16 protein-coding genes and 2 pseudogenes are annotated in these 15,776 nt (G+C 61.3%); 8 read left to right on the forward strand and 10 right to left on the reverse strand.

Annotation, left to right across the window (positions count from 1 at the left end; all coding sequences use genetic code 11):
* The first annotated feature begins 71 nt into the window (after positions 1-71).
* The 3 genes and pseudogenes from NCT32_RS21265 to NCT32_RS21275 all read left to right on the forward strand — a co-directional run bounded on the left by NCT32_RS21265 (position 72) and on the right by NCT32_RS21275 (position 1,916).
* A complete protein-coding gene (locus NCT32_RS21265) occupies positions 72-1,079 on the forward strand; it encodes a LysR family transcriptional regulator (RefSeq protein ID WP_061117120.1) in 1,008 nt (335 codons plus the stop codon).
* 90 nt (positions 1,080-1,169) lie between these two features.
* Entirely contained in the window at positions 1,170-1,406 is a 237-nt protein-coding gene (locus NCT32_RS21270) for a hypothetical protein (protein ID WP_061117119.1), read from the forward strand.
* Positions 1,407-1,443: 37 nt separating this feature from the next.
* Positions 1,444-1,916, forward strand: a pseudogene (locus NCT32_RS21275) (Ohr family peroxiredoxin).
* Here the strand turns inward: NCT32_RS21275 and NCT32_RS21280 are convergent.
* From NCT32_RS21280 to NCT32_RS21295, 4 genes are all read right to left on the reverse strand, one after another.
* Positions 1,889-3,271: an aromatic acid/H+ symport family MFS transporter gene (locus NCT32_RS21280; RefSeq protein WP_061117118.1), complete on the reverse strand. Its 1,383-nt coding sequence runs from the start codon at positions 3,269-3,271 to the stop codon at positions 1,889-1,891. The pseudogene NCT32_RS21275 and the gene NCT32_RS21280 sit on opposite strands and share 28 nt — an antisense overlap.
* A 74-nt stretch (positions 3,272-3,345) precedes the next feature.
* Positions 3,346-3,681 carry an NIPSNAP family protein gene (locus NCT32_RS21285; RefSeq protein WP_061117117.1) on the reverse strand — a complete coding sequence of 112 codons (336 nt, stop codon included), beginning with the start codon at positions 3,679-3,681 and terminating at the stop codon, positions 3,346-3,348.
* Positions 3,678-5,423: an FAD-dependent oxidoreductase gene (locus NCT32_RS21290; RefSeq protein ID WP_250490508.1), complete on the reverse strand. Its 1,746-nt coding sequence runs from the start codon at positions 5,421-5,423 to the stop codon at positions 3,678-3,680. The genes NCT32_RS21285 and NCT32_RS21290 overlap by 4 nt, the downstream gene beginning before the upstream one ends.
* A 60-nt stretch (positions 5,424-5,483) precedes the next feature.
* Positions 5,484-6,323 (reverse strand): SDR family NAD(P)-dependent oxidoreductase, encoded by an 840-nt coding sequence (locus tag NCT32_RS21295; RefSeq protein ID WP_250490509.1) that lies wholly within the window; start codon positions 6,321-6,323, stop codon positions 5,484-5,486.
* A 136-nt stretch (positions 6,324-6,459) separates the two neighbouring features.
* Between NCT32_RS21295 and NCT32_RS21300 the strand changes: the two genes are divergently transcribed.
* Complete coding sequence (locus tag NCT32_RS21300) at positions 6,460-7,353, forward strand: helix-turn-helix domain-containing protein (protein WP_061117114.1); 894 nt, start codon at positions 6,460-6,462, stop codon at positions 7,351-7,353.
* A gap of 145 nt (positions 7,354-7,498) precedes the next feature.
* Positions 7,499-9,148, forward strand: a complete 1,650-nt coding sequence (gene treA / locus NCT32_RS21305; protein WP_061117113.1) for an alpha,alpha-trehalase TreA — start codon at positions 7,499-7,501, stop codon at positions 9,146-9,148.
* 62 nt (positions 9,149-9,210) lie between these two features.
* On the opposite strand, the gene NCT32_RS21310 is transcribed toward treA, so the two are convergent.
* Together NCT32_RS21310 and NCT32_RS21315 are read right to left on the reverse strand one after the other, a co-directional pair.
* Positions 9,211-9,447 (reverse strand): 4-oxalocrotonate tautomerase family protein, encoded by a 237-nt coding sequence (locus tag NCT32_RS21310; RefSeq protein ID WP_061117273.1) that lies wholly within the window; start codon positions 9,445-9,447, stop codon positions 9,211-9,213.
* Positions 9,448-9,516: 69 nt separating this feature from the next.
* On the reverse strand, positions 9,517-10,227 hold the full coding sequence (locus tag NCT32_RS21315) for an SDR family NAD(P)-dependent oxidoreductase (protein ID WP_061117112.1): 711 nt from the start codon (positions 10,225-10,227) through the stop codon (positions 9,517-9,519).
* A 184-nt stretch (positions 10,228-10,411) separates the two neighbouring features.
* Here NCT32_RS21315 and NCT32_RS21320 point away from each other — a divergent pair, with 184 nt between their 5' ends.
* Entirely contained in the window at positions 10,412-11,134 is a 723-nt protein-coding gene (locus NCT32_RS21320) for a haloacid dehalogenase type II (protein WP_061117111.1), read from the forward strand.
* Positions 11,135-11,163: 29 nt separating this feature from the next.
* On the opposite strand, the gene NCT32_RS21325 is transcribed toward NCT32_RS21320, so the two are convergent.
* Positions 11,164-11,457 (reverse strand): DUF1330 domain-containing protein, encoded by a 294-nt coding sequence (locus tag NCT32_RS21325; RefSeq protein WP_250490510.1) that lies wholly within the window; start codon positions 11,455-11,457, stop codon positions 11,164-11,166.
* 261 nt (positions 11,458-11,718) lie between these two features.
* Between NCT32_RS21325 and NCT32_RS21330 the strand changes: the two genes are divergently transcribed.
* The gene (locus NCT32_RS21330; protein WP_061117110.1) at positions 11,719-12,018 is read left to right on the forward strand and encodes a DUF4148 domain-containing protein; all 300 of its coding nucleotides are present in this window, start codon (positions 11,719-11,721) and stop codon (positions 12,016-12,018) included.
* A 48-nt stretch (positions 12,019-12,066) separates the two neighbouring features.
* Here the strand turns inward: NCT32_RS21330 and NCT32_RS21335 are convergent, their stop codons facing one another.
* The 3 genes from NCT32_RS21335 to NCT32_RS21345 all read right to left on the reverse strand — a co-directional run bounded on the left by NCT32_RS21335 (position 12,067) and on the right by NCT32_RS21345 (position 15,205).
* Positions 12,067-12,948: an oxaloacetate decarboxylase gene (locus tag NCT32_RS21335; RefSeq protein WP_061117109.1), complete on the reverse strand. Its 882-nt coding sequence runs from the start codon at positions 12,946-12,948 to the stop codon at positions 12,067-12,069.
* Between the two features lie 96 nt (positions 12,949-13,044).
* Positions 13,045-13,929 carry an amidohydrolase family protein gene (locus NCT32_RS21340; RefSeq protein WP_409241538.1) on the reverse strand — a complete coding sequence of 295 codons (885 nt, stop codon included), beginning with the start codon at positions 13,927-13,929 and terminating at the stop codon, positions 13,045-13,047.
* A complete protein-coding gene (locus NCT32_RS21345) occupies positions 13,922-15,205 on the reverse strand; it encodes an MFS transporter (protein WP_061117107.1) in 1,284 nt (427 codons plus the stop codon). Before NCT32_RS21345 ends, NCT32_RS21340 begins: the two co-directional genes overlap by 8 nt.
* A gap of 126 nt (positions 15,206-15,331) precedes the next feature.
* Between NCT32_RS21345 and NCT32_RS21350 the strand changes: the two are divergent.
* Positions 15,332-15,706 (forward strand): annotated as a pseudogene (locus NCT32_RS21350) (LysR family transcriptional regulator); the annotation flags it as partial.
* Between the last annotated feature and the right edge of the window lie 70 nt (positions 15,707-15,776).

Here is a 15,776-nt window from a genome sequence, read left to right on the forward strand (position 1 = left end):
CCGGCATGGCGTGTCACAAAGCGCAGGGCATGAACGTCTAGTGAGACAGAACCACTACGTTTCGTGCCGCCATGCCATCTGAACTCGTATGTCACTCGGACGATTCGCTCGCGTATAGCTTCGTGGCGAGTTATGCGGGCGTCGTTTCATTTCTTGCCGTTGCCAATGAAGGCAGCTTCGCCAAAGCGAGCGATCGCCTGGGCATCGGGCGGTCCGCCGTCAGCCGCAACGTGCAGAAGCTGGAAGCACAGCTCGATGCGCGTCTCTTTCTTCGCACCACGCGCAGCACGTCGCTCACGCGCGAGGGTGAACTCTTCTACAAGAACTGTCAGCCGGGCGTGGAGCGCATCGTGCAGGCGCTCGAGGACATGCGCGAACTGCGCCACGGCCCGCCCCGCGGACACTTGCGTATTGCGTCCGCGCCGGGGTTCGGCCGCAGAGTCGTCGCGCCGCTTCTGTCAGGCTTCAATGCGCGCTATCCGGAGATTGCTCTGGAACTCGTCCTGAACGATCGCCCTTGCGATTTCACGGCCGACCGTGTCGACGTCGCATTTCGCGATGGTCATATGGAAGACAGCGAAGTCGTCGCGAAGCAATTGATTCCGATGCAGATGGTCGTGTGCGCATCGCCCGAGTATGCGCGTGAGCACGGCTTGCCCCGTCATGTCGAGGAACTCGAAAACCATCGCTGCATCAACTTCCGTACGTCGGCAGGACGTATCGCCGACTGGGAATTCAAGGTAGACGGCTTTACGCACAAACGCTCGCCCGCCGCGAGGCAAACGTTCAACGACATCGACCTGATGTTGCAAGCGGTGCTCTACGGGCAGGGCATCGCGCAACTGCCTGCCTATCTCGTGTGCGATTCGCTCAAGGCGGGGCGCCTCGTCATCTGTCTCGCGCAACATGCGCCCGATGACGGCGGCCACTATCTCTGCTATCTCAGCCGCAAGCATTTGCCCGCACGGGTGCGTGTATTCGTCGATTACATGACCGAGCATACGCGCACGCTCGATCTGCATTGCCTCACGACGAGCATGACGAACACAAACGCCTCGGCGCTCGCGATCGCCGATTGATGCAACGGAGGCAACACTGCGCGTACGGTGACGGCGCTAGCGGACGCGTGCGCGCACACCTACGGTGCATCACGCGCGGGAGGTTCGTCGGTGAACGGTGTTGTCGAGATCGCGGGTCCGGACAGGTCGCGTCTGTCCGATCTGATGCAGCGCTATTTCAAAGTAACGGGCGATGCAAGAACGGTCTTCGCCGACGAGAGCGCGCTCTACTTCGGCGCGCAACTCGCAGCGGACACGCTGCTGCCAGGCGGACAAGCGCATCTCGGCACAATGTATTTCGATGCCTGGTTCGAGCGAAGCCAGAGTCGGACGCAAACGGCGCATTGAGCGATCTCTGTCGTCATCGCTGATAGAAGAGGTCGTCATGGAGCCACTGCATCCGCCGCCCGTTGGCCTGCTCGACAAGTATGAAGGGCGCGACGTGCAGCCGCTTTATTCGACGACGGCAATCTCGACCTCGACTTGCGCATGTCGAAAACGCTTGGCGGGCCCGGCGGCGGTACGAACCCCGAGCAATTGTTCGCCGCAGGCTATGCCGCGTGCTTTCATGGCGCGCTCGTATTGCTCGCGGCGCGCGCGGGCATCGCGGTGGAGGGCGCAAGCGTGTCGGTCACGGTCGAATTCGGCCGCGATCCAATGGACGGCCTCTTCGTGCTCACCGCGCACGCGCGCGTTCAGATGCCCGCTATCGACCGCACGACGGCGGAGGAACTCGTGTGCAACACAGAGCGCTTTTGCCCTTATACGAAGATGGCGCATAAGGGCATCGTCAATATAGTTGCGCTTGCAACCGAAAGCGATGCCACGACTCATTCTGCCGGCACGCGCGCCGTCTGATCCATTTCGCTTGCCTGACGCGACGCATCGCGCCGGCTCAACGCGCCCAATGCCAACGCGGCAACGGCTGCCGGAACGGCGAGCAGCGTGAAGACCGCGCCGAATTGCAGGCCCATGCTCATGAGAAGACCGCCGGTCATCGCGCCCGCGACCGCGCCCATGCGTCCTATGCCGAGCATCCATGCCACGCCCGTTGCGCGGCTTCGCGTCGGATAGAACGATGCCGCGAGTGCAGACATCGACGTGACCGCGCTCGTCACCGCTGTTCCCGTCAGGAAGATGAGCACCGCGAGCCAGAACTGATCCGCGACGCCGCGTCCGATCGTCAGCACGAGTGCCGCCGCGAGCACATAGGCGCATGCGTTGACGCGTCGCGGATTGGCCTTGTCCATCACCCAGCCGAGAGACAGGTTGCCGAGAATGCCGCCGAGCGGAAATAGCGACGTCGTGAGCGCCGCGCGTTCGGCGGAGAAGCCTGCGTCTTTGAAGAGCGTCGGCAGCCAGTTGGTCAGCAGATAGAAGATCAGCAAGCCCATGAAATAGGCGAGCCATAACATGGATGTGCCGAAGCGATAGGGCCGCGAAACGATGAGTCCAAGCGCGGACTGGTCCGCGCCGCCGGTGCGCGTATCGGCGGCAGTGAATGTGACGCGCTCGCCTTCGGCAAGACGTGCATCGTTCGAGATACGCCGCAAGACGCGTGCGATTTTCTGCGCGGAGTGTCTTCTCACGACCATGAATTGCGCGGACTCGGGCAGCAGAAAGAGCAGCAGCACCGTGAGCACGATCGGGCCGAGGCCGCCGGCGACGAGCACGCTCTGCCAGCCGAAATGCGGAATGAGCCACGCGGCGCACAGTCCGCCGATCGAAAGGCCCACTGAGAAGCCGCAGAACATCGTGTTGACGACGACCGCGCGAATGCGTGCGGGCGCATATTCCGCCATCAGCGTGACGGCGTTGGGCATTGCCGCACCGAGGCCCAGGCCGGTGAGAAAGCGCCACGCGGTCAGCGTTTCGACCGAGCTTGCTTGCGCCGACGCGAGACTCCACACGCCAAAGAAGAACACGGAAAGCGCGAGCACCGCCTTGCGCCCGATGCGATCGGCAACCGGTCCTGCCGCGAGCGCGCCGATACCGAGACCCACGAGCGCCGCGCTCATCACGGGTCCCAACGCGGCGCGCGTGATGCCCCAATCGCCAATCAACGAAGGCGCGATGAAGCCGACCGCCGCCGTGTCGAAGCCATCGGCCGCGACGACCAGAAAGCACAGGATCAGAATGACCCATTGATACGGCGAAAAGCGTTCGCCGTCGATGAAGCTCTGGACCTCGATGGTCCCGAAGTTCTTTTCCATGCCGGTATGTCTCCATTCATTTATCTAAAAGCAGTCGCGAGGATGCGGCCTTCTTCGTGCCGCAATGCCGCGCTTCAACGCACAGCGGGCGAGAGACTCTTGAACTCGACGCGCCTGATGATGCGGCTCTCCTGTGCGACGATCAGATGCGCGGACGCTTGCAGATAAGCAGGCCATTCGGGATCGTTGTCGCGAGCGGTGCGCCGCTCGTCGTAATCTGCGATGCTCTCGTATCCCCATAAATGCACGACCTGATTCAACGCACCGATGTCGCTCATGTAGAAGCCCACAGGCACGCCGAGGTACCTGAGCTGAATCGGCATCGCCAGATGATCGAACACGTCGATGAATTCAGCCATTCCGCGCGGCTTGATAGTGTAGATGCGGTGATCGATGAATGGCTTGCTCATGCTGCGCTCCTCAATTCGCTGGAATTAGCGCGCTCGTCGATGCGGCCCGCGAGATGTAGTCCGGTGAGATAACCGAAGGTCATGATCGGGCCGAGCGTGATGCCGGCGCCCGGATAGTTGCCGCCCATGACGCTCGCGCGATCGTTGCCGACGGCATAAAGCCCCGGAATCGGCTCGCTGCCTTTGAGTACCTGACCGTGAGGATTGGTCGCGATTCCGTCGAACGTGCCGAGGTCGCCCATCACGATCTTGAGCGCGTAATACGGGCCATTGCCGATGGGCGCGACGCAAGGATTCGGCTTGTGCGAGGGATCGCCGAGATAGCGGTTGAACGAAGTCGTGCCGCGGCCGAATGCGGTGTCCTGGCCTGCCACGGCGTCGCGGTTGTAGTCGCGCACGGTGGCTTCCAGCGCAGTTGCATCGATGCCTGCGCGCCGCGCGAGTTCTGCAAGCGTGCGGCCTTTGACGAGATAGCCGCTCTTCAGATGAGGACCGAGCGGAATCGGCGCGGGCTTCGCGAAACCGAGACCGTATTTGCGAATCGTCTTGTGATCGCAGACGAGCCACATCGACGTTTCTTTATCATCGCGGCACGCTTCGATCATCGCCGCGCCGACATCGTGATAAGAGTTCGATTCGTTGGTGAAACGAACGCCGTCGCGCGTCACGCCGATCACGCCCGGCTTGTAGCGATCGAGCAGATGCGGAAACACGCCGTATTTGCCGCCTTTCAGCGGCACGCGCGAGACGGGCATCCACGCGGCGGGCTGCGGATAGCGGATATCGACGCGGCCGCCCACGCGTTCGGCCATGCGTGCGCCGTCCCCGGTATTGCCCGCGGGAACCGGCGATACATGCTCGCTGCCGCGTCGCACATGGGGATACGCCTTTGCAATGCGTGCGACATCATGCGAGAAGCCGCCGCACGCAAGTACGACCCCACGCCGCGCGGTGATGCGCGTTTCGCTTCCATTCGCCATCACGATCGCGCCCGTCACGCGGCCCTTGACCGTACTGAGTTCCTTCGCGCCCGTGCGTGTATGAATTGGAATGCCGAGATCGAGTGCGGACTTGGCGAGGCGCGCGGCGAGGGCATTGCCGCTCGTGATCTGCACGCCGCGCTTATGCAGCGCGAGTTCCATGATATGGCTCGCGAGCCGCTTGGCGACATACCACGCCGACGCAAGCGATCTAGTCGCGTTGAAGAAGTGCTTGAGATCCGCGCTCGACGAATTGAACATCATGCCGATGAACGTGATCGTCTTGAGTGGCGGACGCAGGCGTGCGATGTCCCTGCCCAGCTCGCGCGCATCGAAAGGCTTTGCGACGACGGAGCGACCCACGTCGACGCCGCCCGGCGCATCTGGATGGTAGTCGGGGTAAAGCGTCGGCAGGAATTTCACCGACGTCTCGCGCTCGAAGAACTCAATCATGCGCGGGCCGTTGTCGAGAAATGCATCGACGGCTGCTTTGTCGTACATCGCGCCCGTTTCGCCACGCATGTACCGAAGCGCCGCTTCGCGCGTATCCTGAACACCCGCTTCCTTCGCGTGGCGATTACCGGGAATCCACAGCACGCCGCCGGAGAATGCGGTCGTGCCGCCGAAGTATTCCTCCTTCTCGACGACGATCACGTCGAGTCCTTGTTTCTTCGCTGTAATGGCCGTCGAAAGGCCGCCTGCGCCCGAGCCGATCACGAGCACATCGCAAGCGAGATCGGACGACCGCGTTACGGTAGTCATGGTGAAGTCCTTTGATTGGAAGCGGGCGCGTCGCGCACCCGTGAGATGAAAGGCCGTGTTTCAGGCGGTGCGCGGCGCCTCGAAGCCGGGACGCGGAACGAGGTCCATCAACATGCATTCGAAGCCGCCATCGACGGCAAGCTCCGCCCCGTTCACGTAGGCCGCGCGCCGGCTCGCGAGAAATGCAACTGCCTCGGCGATATCGCGCGGCTCGCCGATGCGCCTGCTCGCGGTCATCGCGCTGCGGCGCGCTTCGACATCGCCTTGTTCATAGAACGCTTTCGAGAGCGGCGTGCGGATCATGCCGGGGCACACGGTGTTGCTGCGCACGCCACGCGCACCCCATTCGGCGGCGATCTGACGCGACAGCATTGCGATGCCGGCCTTGCTCGGGCTATATGCGCCGCTCCAGGTTTGCGGATGATGTGCCGCCACCGATGCGATATGCACGATGCTGCCGGCGCCACGCGCGAGCATGCCGCGACCGAATGCCTGCGCGCATAACATGTAACCGGTGAGATTGACGGCAAGCATCGCATTCCACCCATCGAGGCCGATATCTTCGATGCCGCCCGCCCTCAACAAGCCCGCGTTGTTCACAAGCACATCGACATGACCGAACTTCCGCTCGACCTGATCGCGCGCGCGGTTCACGCTCGCCGCATCGGCAATATCACACGCGATGGCAAGCGCATCGACTCCGCTTGCGCGCAGCGTGTCGGCCACTTCCATGCAGCCCGCTTCATCGCGATCCAGCAATGCGAGACGAGCGCCCGCATCGGCGAATGTCGATGCGATGGCGCGGCCTATGCCGCCCGCCGCACCCGTCACCACACACACGTTCGATTCGAGCCCGAGCCAATGCGGCGTATTGTGATCATGCGCGAGGTGATTAGTCATGCTTGTCTCCTGAGTCCATTCGATGCGAAGGCGACGATGGCCTTGCCTGTGAAAAAAGTATATTCACGGTCATGCACAAAAAATTGGACAAAGGCAGCAGACGACAGGACAATTTGTGCATGAGGAGACGCATGACATGAGGAAAATCCCTAACTACAACCTGTATGGAGAGTCGGCGCGCCCGCCGTGGTATGACGCGTTCAATTTCGAGTGGATCGCCGAGCGCAGCGCGCCGAACGACTGGCATATCGACGCGCATCGTCACGACGCGCTCTTGCAATTTCTGTACATTCGCGGCGGCGGCGGGCAAGTGCTGATCGAGAACAGCGTGATCGATATCTTGCCGCCCTGCGTCATCGTGCTGCCCGCGCAAACGGTGCATGGATTCAACTTCGCGCCGAACGTCGATGGTCTCGTTGTTACCGTCGCGCAAAGATCGATCGAGGCCCTCGCATCGATCGCAGCCCCGGGGCTCATTCCGGTGCTGCAGCGCGCGGGCCTCTCCCGTGTGAGCGCGCAGTCCGTCAAGGAAAGCGCATTCATGACGATCGTCGAATTGCTGGAAAAGGAATTTCGCGCGACGAACCGCGGGCACATGGCGGCGGGCATGTCGCTCCTGATTGCACTTTTCGTGCATGTCTCGCGGCTATGCGAGAGCACGTCCGCGCCGAACGTCGCATCGACGGAAAGACGCGCGCAACAGATCAGGCGCTTCAGGGAGCTGGTGGCCGCACACTTTCGCGAGCATCGCGCGGTGGATTTCTATGCGCAAAGGCTCGGCATGACCGTCACGCAGCTTGGACGTATTTGCCGCGAGGAAATATCGAGCTCGCCGCTTGCAATGATCAACGAGCATCTCGTGCGTGAGGCGCAGCGCGATCTCGTTTATTCGAGCATGTCGGTCAAGCAGATCGCGCATGGATTGGGCTTTGCCGATATCGCCTATTTCAGCCGTTATTTCCGCAAGCAGACCGGCGTCACGCCGACGCAGTTTCAGGCTCAGGCGCATAAGGCGCTCGCCATTCAATAGCCGACGCAATAGCGGCGTCGCCCCAATCCCGGAGGGTTGCCACCGCGGTGCAAGCATGCGATGCTTCGCCGTGCTGTGATTCAGTCAAAACAAGAACGGCACGAGCGAGACCAGTCCGGTTCACTCATCCTGATGAGGAGGGAGCATGATCGCACTGTCATCGTATCGCGCGGCGCACGAGGCGTCGCGGCGTTTCCAGTTCAAGGCACGCACAGCGTTATGCGGCTGGCTCGTCATGAGCGCGGCTGCGAACCTCGCGTATGCGGACGCGCAAACCGGTTATACGCTGCCGCCTCCGCCGAGCGAGTTATACGGCGATCTTTTCGTCGCCGTGCAGACGCAGGGCATCTATCCCGATCAAAAAACCTTCGTCGATGCGGTACCGAAGATCGATCCCGCGCAGATCGTGCAGGCCTATCATCAGCAGATGTCGGTGCCGGGCTTTTCGCTCAAGAACTTCGTCGGGCAGTACTTCACGCCTCCGACGGATCAGGTCATCACGCCGCCGCCGAATCAGACATTGCGAGAACATATCGACTGGCTGTGGCCCGAACTCACGCGTTTGACGACCACCGCCAACGTGCCGCCGAATAGCTCACTGATTCCGATGCCCAAGCAATATGTGGTGCCGGGCGGGCGCTTTCGCGAGGGCTATTACTGGGACACGTATTTCACGATGCTCGGCCTTCAGGAGGCCGGCCGCGAAGATCTCGTCGACGACATGCTCGATAACTTCGCGTATCTGATCGATACGATCGGACATATTCCAAATGGCAATCGCACGTACTATGTAAGCCGGTCGCAACCGCCGTTCTTCTCGTATATGGTCGAACTTGCCGCGCACAAAGAAGGCGGCCGGGTTTATCAGAAGTATTTGCCACAATTGCGCAAGGAGCATAGCTACTGGATGCAAGGCGCGAATACGCTGCAGCCGGGCGGTGCGGTGCGCAACGTCGTGATGCTGCCCGACAAGACCGTGCTCAATCGCTATTGGGACGAACGCGACACGCCGCGTGACGAGTCTTACTCGGAAGATGTAGCCACCGCCAAACAGGTCACGAGCCGTCCGGCGAACGAGGTGTATCGCGATCTGCGCGCGGCAGCCGAGAGCGGCTGGGACTTCAGCTCGCGCTGGTTCGGCGACAACACGACGCTCGCGACGATCCGCACGACATCGATCATTCCCGTCGATCTGAATAGCCTGATGTTCCACCTCGAAACGAGCATCGCGATCGGTTGCGGCGAGGCGCGCGATTTCGGATGCGTCGGCGAGTACATCGGGCGCGCGGCCAAGCGCGCGATCGCCATCAACAAGTATCTCTGGAACAAGAACGGCTATTACGGCGATTACGACTGGAAGCTCGGGCAACCGCGCAATAATCCATCAGCGGCGATGCTTTATCCGCTCTTCGCGAATGCGGCGTGGCCGGATCGTGCGCACAAGACAGCAGAGACGGTCGAAGCGATGTTGCTGAAGCCCGGCGGCCTCACGACGACCACTTACAACACGACGCAACAGTGGGATGCGCCGAACGGATGGGCGCCATTGCACTGGATCGCGGTGCAAGGCTTGAAGCGATATGGGCGCAGCGATCTCGCGCAGCAGATCGGTACGCGCTTTCTTGCCGACGTGAATAACGTCTACAAGACGCAGCAGAAGCTCGTCGAGAAATACATCGTCGAAGGCGAGGGAACGGGCGGCGGCGGAGGCGGCGAATATCCGCTGCAAGATGGCTTCGGATGGACCAACGGCGTCACGCTCAAGCTACTCGACCTCTACGCGCCGGGGCAATAAGACAGCGAAACGACGGCATCGCCGCGGCTCTTCATGCGGCGATGCCTGCATAACAATGCACGTCAACTTTCCTTTTCCTGCTTCCGCCGCCGATATTCCTGCACCGGCACGCCGCCCACGCCCCAGTTCTCCATGTCGACTTCCTGGATCACGACGAACGTAGAGTCGAGCGGTTTGTTCAACACGTCGAGCAACAACTGGCTGACACCTTCGATGAGTTGCGCTTTCTCGTCGGCGGTGACGGCGTTCGTGCCTGCCTTGTTGCCTTCGCGTGTCACCTGAATCGTAACCATCGGCATGGCGATCTCCTTGAGTGAAAAACAGCGACGCGCCCGCGAAGGGCGCATACACAACCGGTGAAGGATCGATCAATGTCCCGCGCTTTGGCCGCCGTCGACGTGCAGGATCTCACCCGTCACGAACGGCGCGGAATCAAGATACAGAACGGCGTTCACGATGTCGCTCATTTCGCCCATGTGTCCCATCGGATGCAGAGCGCCGAGTGCTTCGTGCGTTTCGGGCGCGTGCATCGGCGACTTGATGATGCCGGGAGACACTGCATTCGCGCGAATGCCGGACTTCGCATATTCGATGGCGAGGGACTTCGTCGCAGAATTCAGGCCGCCCTTCGTCAGCGACGCCAGCACCGAAGGCACGCCGCTTACCGCATGATCGGCGAGCGTCGTCGTGATGCTGACGATATGCCCGCTCTTGTTCTTCTCCATTTGCTCGATGGCGAGTTGAGTGACATGGAAGAAGCCGTTCAGATTCACGTTCAGGACGGCCGCATAGTCTTCCTGCGTATATTGCGTGAAGGGTTTGGCGATGAAGATGCCCGCGTTGTTGACGAGCGTATCGATGCGGCCGAACTTGGCGATCGCCGCATCGACGACGCGTTGCGCGGTGGCGCGATCGCCGATATCGCCCGCGACAGCCACGACGTTCGGATCGTCCGGCTGCCGAATGGAACGGGCGGTTGCGACGACGCGATAACCTTGCGCGCGAAAGGCATTGACGATTTCAGCGCCGATGCCTTGCGACGCGCCGGTGACGATAGCGACTTTGTTTGCGTTGCTCATGATGAACCTCGATAGATGTTGATGTGGGCCTGTTGCGGATCGGACCGAAGGCTCCGATGGCTTGTAATGTAGGCTCTTCGAGATTCGTTGCGTACACACGCGGTGGACAATCAGTCTTGCGCGCGAGGAACAAATGCATCGCAGGAGAAATCGATCAGATGAATGACTCAACGGGAGCAATGACATGAGCTTGCAAAACGTAAAGGCATTCGTATTCGATGTATTCGGAACCGTCGTGGACTGGCGCGGCGGGATTGCCCGCGAGGCCGCGCCGTTCCTGCAGCGCTACGGCGCGACCGGCTTGAAGCCTGAGGCCTTCGCGGATGCATGGCGCAGCCGCTACGTGCCCGCGATGCGCAAGATCATCAGCGGCGAGCGATCGTTCGTGCGGCTCGATGTGCTGCATCGCGAGAATCTCGTGGACCTCCTGCCGGAATTTGGCATCAATCCTGAAGCGGTTCCTTCGGAGGCGCTGGACGAACTGAACCTCGCGTGGCATCGACTCGATCCGTGGCCCGATTCGATCGCGGGTTTGCAACGGCTCAAGGCACGCCATATCATTGCGCCGCTTTCGAACGGCAATATCAGGCTGATGGTGGATATGGCGAAGCGCGCAGGCTTGCCCTGGGATGCGATTCTCGGCGCGGAGATCGCGCAGATTTACAAGCCCGATCCGCAGGCTTATCTGCGCACCGCAGACGTTTTGATGCTGAAGCCAGAAGAAGTCTGCCTCGTCGCCGCGCATAACGACGATCTCGCAGCGGCAAGAAAGTGCGGCTTGCGCACTGCGTTCGTCTCGCGTCCGTATGAGCGCGGCCCGGGTCAGTCAGTCGATTTGGAAGCTGAGAGCGATTGGGATGTCGTCGCGAACGACATGAACGAACTGGCCGACGCCGTGGGCGCCTGAGCGCCGCAAGCATCGGCCTGTAAGGGATGTTATGCGGCACCTTCGACGATGCGGAAATCGCGCACGACGGAATCGCCAAGTACTTCCAGTGCGTGCTGATAGGTCGCGCTGTTATAGGCGGCGACGGCTGCATCGAGCGAATCGAATTCGATGACCACCGTGCGCTCGATGACGCCTTCGCCTTGCACCATCGCCGCGACGCCGCGGGCGAGCGGACGGCCACCGCCTTCCGCGATGGCTTGAGTTGCGATCTTCGCGTATTCGGCGGCCTGCTCGGGCTTCATGATCTTCTTGTACACGCTGACCCAATATCCTTTTGCCATCTGTATCTCCAGTGTTTGACGGGCGCTTTGCGCCATGAGGCGAACGCAACGCGCATGTGCGTTCAGTCCGGCGGCCAGCATAACAAATTCTCGGGCGTTAATGCCCCGTGCGACTCGCGCCGTCGATTCTGCGTGTTTCCGGGAAAGGTGCTTTCCTGTGCTAGGGGTTAACCCGGAATAACCAGCGTCATAGACTGCTATCACTGCTTTCGCACGACACCGCGTTCGAAGCCAGGCACCTCATAACACTGGAGTTTCATCATGAAGTCGATCATTCGCGCAGCCATCGTCGCAACCGCTCTCGTCATTCCCGTCGCTTCGTTCGCCCAAAGCCAAATCACTCGGGCGCAAGTTCGTGCCGAACTCGCAGAATTGCAGAGCGTCGGTTATCACGCGGGCGACGGCGATCAGGCGCATTATCCGGAAGCGATCCAGGCAGCCGAAGCGAAACTCGCAGCACGCGAGGGCGCGACGGCTTATGGTGGCGCCGCTAACGGCACGTCGCAATCGGGGGGTGCACGCGTATCGCAATCGGACTGGAATGCGATGTACTCGCGCTGAGGCGTGAATGCCCGAAGCGGTCTTTCATGGCCGCTTCAGGCGAAGGATTCAGTCCGCGGCGTATTTGCGGTCGAGTTCATCGAAGAGCGGCTTGTTCACGAGCCGTTGACGTTCGGCGAACGGCGCGACGACTGCCGGATCTTCATCGAGCCGTCCCTGCGATTTCAATGCGCCGAGCGCAGTCTGCATGCCGCGCACGGCGCTTTGCAATGCTGCATTCGCATAGAGCACGAGACTGAAGCCCATCCGCGCAAGATCTGCCTGATCCGTCACGGGCGTCTTGCCGCCGATTACGATGTTGATGAGTTGCGGTGCATCGAGCAGCTTGGGAAGCGAGGCGATTTGCTCCGGGGTTTCGATAGCTTCGACAAATAGAATGTCGGCGCCCGCTTCGACGAATGCACGCGCGCGTTCGATCGCCGCATCGAAGCCTTCCACCGCGCATGCATCGGTGCGTGCGATGATCAGAAAGTTATCATCTTCGCGCGCATCCACCGCCGCGCGTATCTTGCCTGTCATTTCATTCGTCGAGATCACGGCCTTGCCCGCGAAATGGCCGCATTTCTTCGGCGTTACCTGATCTTCGAGTTGAATTGCATCGGCGCCCGCGCGTTCCAGCGTGCGCACCGTATGACGCACGTTGAGCGCGTTGCCGAAGCCCGTATCCGCATCGACGATGAGCGGCACGTCCACGGCATCGCGAATGCGCGACGTATGCTCCGCGATTTCCGCGAGGCCGATGAAGCCGAGATCCGGCATGCCGAGCGACATGTTCGTCACGCCCGCGCCGGTGATGTAGATCGCTTCGAAACCCAGATCGGCCGCGACGCGCGCGCTCATTGCATTGAATGCGCCGGGCAAGAGCAGGGCGCTGCGTGCGTTCACCCGTTCGCGAAAGGCGGCACGGCGGCGTGAAGAGGAAGTGGTCATGGTTTCGGTTCCGGAAAGTGAATTCGTGTCTCGCGTCGACGTTTCGCCCGCGTCTGCAATGCTAACCCGCGATGCACTTGGGCGCTTGCGCGGCTATTACGCGAAGCGGAACAGTGCACGCCCGGAATCGCGCAACACGATGGTACGCAGCGATGCGTCCGGAATCCAGCGGTCGAGCGCATCGCGCGACGCCTCGTAGTCGATCAGCCTTTGATGTTGCGTGTGCGGCCAGTCGCTGCCCCAGACGAGCCGTGCGGCGCCGAATGAACCGAGCAAGGCGGACGTGAGCGTTTGCCCGAGCGCGATGCCGTTTTCGCTACGGACGCTGCGATAGGCCGCCGATAACTTGACCCACACGCGCCCGCTCTTCGCCGTCGTCAGAAGATAGCGAAAGCCCGGATCGTCGATGCCGAATGCGGGATCGGGACGGCCGAAATGATCGACCACGATCGTGCAGCCTTGTTCGAGCAGCGGCGTGATGAGCATCGGCAGATCCAGCGCATCGCGATGAATCTCGACATGCCAGCCGAGCGCATTGATGCGCCCGAACAATTCGCGCCAATGCGCCGCGCGCAGGTCGGGCAGCGCAAGGCCGATAAGATTCAGCCGCATGCCGACGACACCACGCGCCGCGAGACGCTGCAATTCGCCATCGCTGATCGAAGAATCGATGACGGCCACGCCGCGAAAGCGCTGCGGATAGCGCTGCAACACATCGAGGAAAAATGAATTGTCCGTGCCCAGGAAACTGGGCTGCACGAGCACTGAATGCGATATGCCGTTCGCGCGCAAATGTTCCGCGTAGGCATCGAGCGTCGCATCGTAGTCGGGTGCGTGACGACGATGCGGTGCAAGCGGAAGCCCGCGCACGAAGACATGCGCGTGACTGTCGATCGCTTCGATTGCGGCGGGCGTCGATGCGAGCCATTGCGCGTCGGCGAGCGTGGAGTGAAGTGAAGGCGTCATGGATAGATCAGACATGCGTGGGCGAGCGCTCGCTCGATGCGGTTTGAGCGGGCACGGTTGCGATGCGACGGCCCTTCGTTTCGGGCAACAGCAACGCGGCCACGACGACGAGTCCATACGCGATGCCCGCGTCGATGCCGAGCGCCTGTCCTATCGGCATCGAATTGCCCATGTGCCCGACGAGCACCGGAAAAACAGCAGACACCACGCGCCCGAAGTTGTAGCAGAAGCCGACGCCCGTGCCGCGCACACCTTGTGGATACAACTCGTTGAAGAGCGCGCCGAGCGTCGCCGGAATGCCTGCGGAGAAAAGGCCGAGCGGAAAGCTCAGCATGAGCATCGCAACATCGCCGATGGGCAGAAATACATAGACATTGACCGTGACCGCGCAGCAGATCGCGAAAAGAATCACGTTTTTCCGGCGGCCGATCTTGTCCTGCAGCCACGCACTCACAAAGCATCCGATGATGAACGCGGTAATCACGACGGCCAGATAGCCGCCCGTGCCGAGCACCGACAAATGGCGCTCCGTTTTGAGGTAAGTGGGAAGCCATGTGGTGATGGCGTGATAACCGCCATGCGCGCCGAGTCCAATCAATCCGCCTACGATCGTCGTGCGCAATACCGAAGGATGAAAGATGCCGGCGAGGATCGCGAATGTGCCCTGACGTTGCGCATGATCCTGTCCGGCGGGTTTCGATTCGCGCGGCGGTTCTTCGATATTGCGGCGCATATAAACAACCAGCAGCGCCGGAAGGAGGCCGACCGCGAACAGCACGCGCCAGGCCCAATCGGGCGAAACCCACGAGAACACGACGGTATAGAGCAATACCGCGCCGGCCCAGCCGAAGCCCCACGCGCTTTGCACAATGCCCATAGCCTTGCCGCGATGTTTCGCGCGAATCGTTTCGCTGAGCAATACTGCGCCTGCCGTCCATTCGCCGCCGAAGCCGAGTCCCTGAAGCGATTTGAGCACGAGCAACTGCTCGAAATTCTGCGCAAAGGCGCTGAGAAACGTAAATAGCGAAAACCAGAGAACGGTCACCTGCAAAGCTTTGACGCGCCCGATGCGATCGGACAGCACGCCCGCCAGCAGGCCGCCCAATGCGCCCGCGACGAGCGTCGCCCCACCGATCAAGCCAGCTTGTCCTTTACCGATGCCCCATGTCGCGATGAGGGTCGGGATGACGAGACTGAATACCTGCGTATCGACGCCATCGAGCGCCCAGCCTGCGAAGCATCCCCACAGCGTGCGTCTCTCCGCCGTGGAAATTTCACGGTACCAATTCATCTTGCGTCTCCTGTGCTGGCCTCGGGCCGGCTCTTGTTCAATATGCCACTGCATTCTAGAAACGAATGCCGGCCTCGCATACTATGGATACGTTCGTTTTTCATAGCATTTTGATATGCTGGCCGCATGGAGACGCGCAACCTCAAATACTTTCTCGCCGTAGTCGATGCCGGCAGCGTGACGCGCGCGGCTGACGTGCTCGACATCGCGCAACCTGCTTTGAGTCAGGCGCTTTCCCGCATGGAACGCGATCTGGGCGTCAAGCTATTCGAGCGCACGCGCCGCGGCGCGCAATTGACACCGGCAGGCGAGGCGATCGTCGAAGACATACGATTGAGCGTCGCGCGCATCGATGCCGCCTCGCATCGCGCGCGGGAAATCGGCGCGCAGCGTGGTGGGCGCCTGACGATCGGCTTTGCATCGGCGGCGCTTTTTAGTCTCTTGCCTCGCGCGATTGCCGCGCTGCGCGAGGAAGTGCCCAACGTCGAGCTCATGCTTAAAGGCCAGTTCAAAAAGCGCGCTCCGTGCGGCTGAAGATGTTCCAGCAGACGAGTGCGCAGGCTAGCTTTAA

The organism is Caballeronia sp. INML2 (assembly GCF_023631365.1).
GTDB classification, from domain to species: Bacteria; Pseudomonadota; Gammaproteobacteria; order Burkholderiales; family Burkholderiaceae; genus Caballeronia; species Caballeronia turbans.

Excerpts from the sequence above, each read along its gene's own strand:
- NCT32_RS21265 (WP_061117120.1), top strand. The coding sequence starts at position 72 with ATGCCATCTGAACTCGTATGTCACTCGGACGATTCGCTCGCGTATAGC.
- NCT32_RS21280 (WP_061117118.1), bottom strand. The coding sequence starts at position 3,271 with ATGGAAAAGAACTTCGGGACCATCGAGGTCCAGAGCTTCATCGACGGC.
- NCT32_RS21285 (WP_061117117.1), bottom strand. The coding sequence starts at position 3,681 with ATGAGCAAGCCATTCATCGATCACCGCATCTACACTATCAAGCCGCGC.
- NCT32_RS21290 (WP_250490508.1), bottom strand. The coding sequence starts at position 5,423 with ATGACTACCGTAACGCGGTCGTCCGATCTCGCTTGCGATGTGCTCGTG.
- NCT32_RS21295 (WP_250490509.1), bottom strand. The coding sequence starts at position 6,323 with ATGACTAATCACCTCGCGCATGATCACAATACGCCGCATTGGCTCGGG.
- NCT32_RS21300 (WP_061117114.1), top strand. The coding sequence starts at position 6,460 with ATGAGGAAAATCCCTAACTACAACCTGTATGGAGAGTCGGCGCGCCCG.
- treA (WP_061117113.1), top strand. The coding sequence starts at position 7,499 with ATGATCGCACTGTCATCGTATCGCGCGGCGCACGAGGCGTCGCGGCGT.
- NCT32_RS21310 (WP_061117273.1), bottom strand. The coding sequence starts at position 9,447 with ATGCCGATGGTTACGATTCAGGTGACACGCGAAGGCAACAAGGCAGGC.
- NCT32_RS21315 (WP_061117112.1), bottom strand. The coding sequence starts at position 10,227 with ATGAGCAACGCAAACAAAGTCGCTATCGTCACCGGCGCGTCGCAAGGC.
- NCT32_RS21320 (WP_061117111.1), top strand. The coding sequence starts at position 10,412 with ATGAGCTTGCAAAACGTAAAGGCATTCGTATTCGATGTATTCGGAACC.
- NCT32_RS21325 (WP_250490510.1), bottom strand. The coding sequence starts at position 11,457 with ATGGCAAAAGGATATTGGGTCAGCGTGTACAAGAAGATCATGAAGCCC.
- NCT32_RS21330 (WP_061117110.1), top strand. The coding sequence starts at position 11,719 with ATGAAGTCGATCATTCGCGCAGCCATCGTCGCAACCGCTCTCGTCATT.
- NCT32_RS21335 (WP_061117109.1), bottom strand. The coding sequence starts at position 12,948 with ATGACCACTTCCTCTTCACGCCGCCGTGCCGCCTTTCGCGAACGGGTG.
- NCT32_RS21340 (WP_409241538.1), bottom strand. The coding sequence starts at position 13,929 with ATGTCTGATCTATCCATGACGCCTTCACTTCACTCCACGCTCGCCGAC.
- NCT32_RS21345 (WP_061117107.1), bottom strand. The coding sequence starts at position 15,205 with ATGAATTGGTACCGTGAAATTTCCACGGCGGAGAGACGCACGCTGTGG.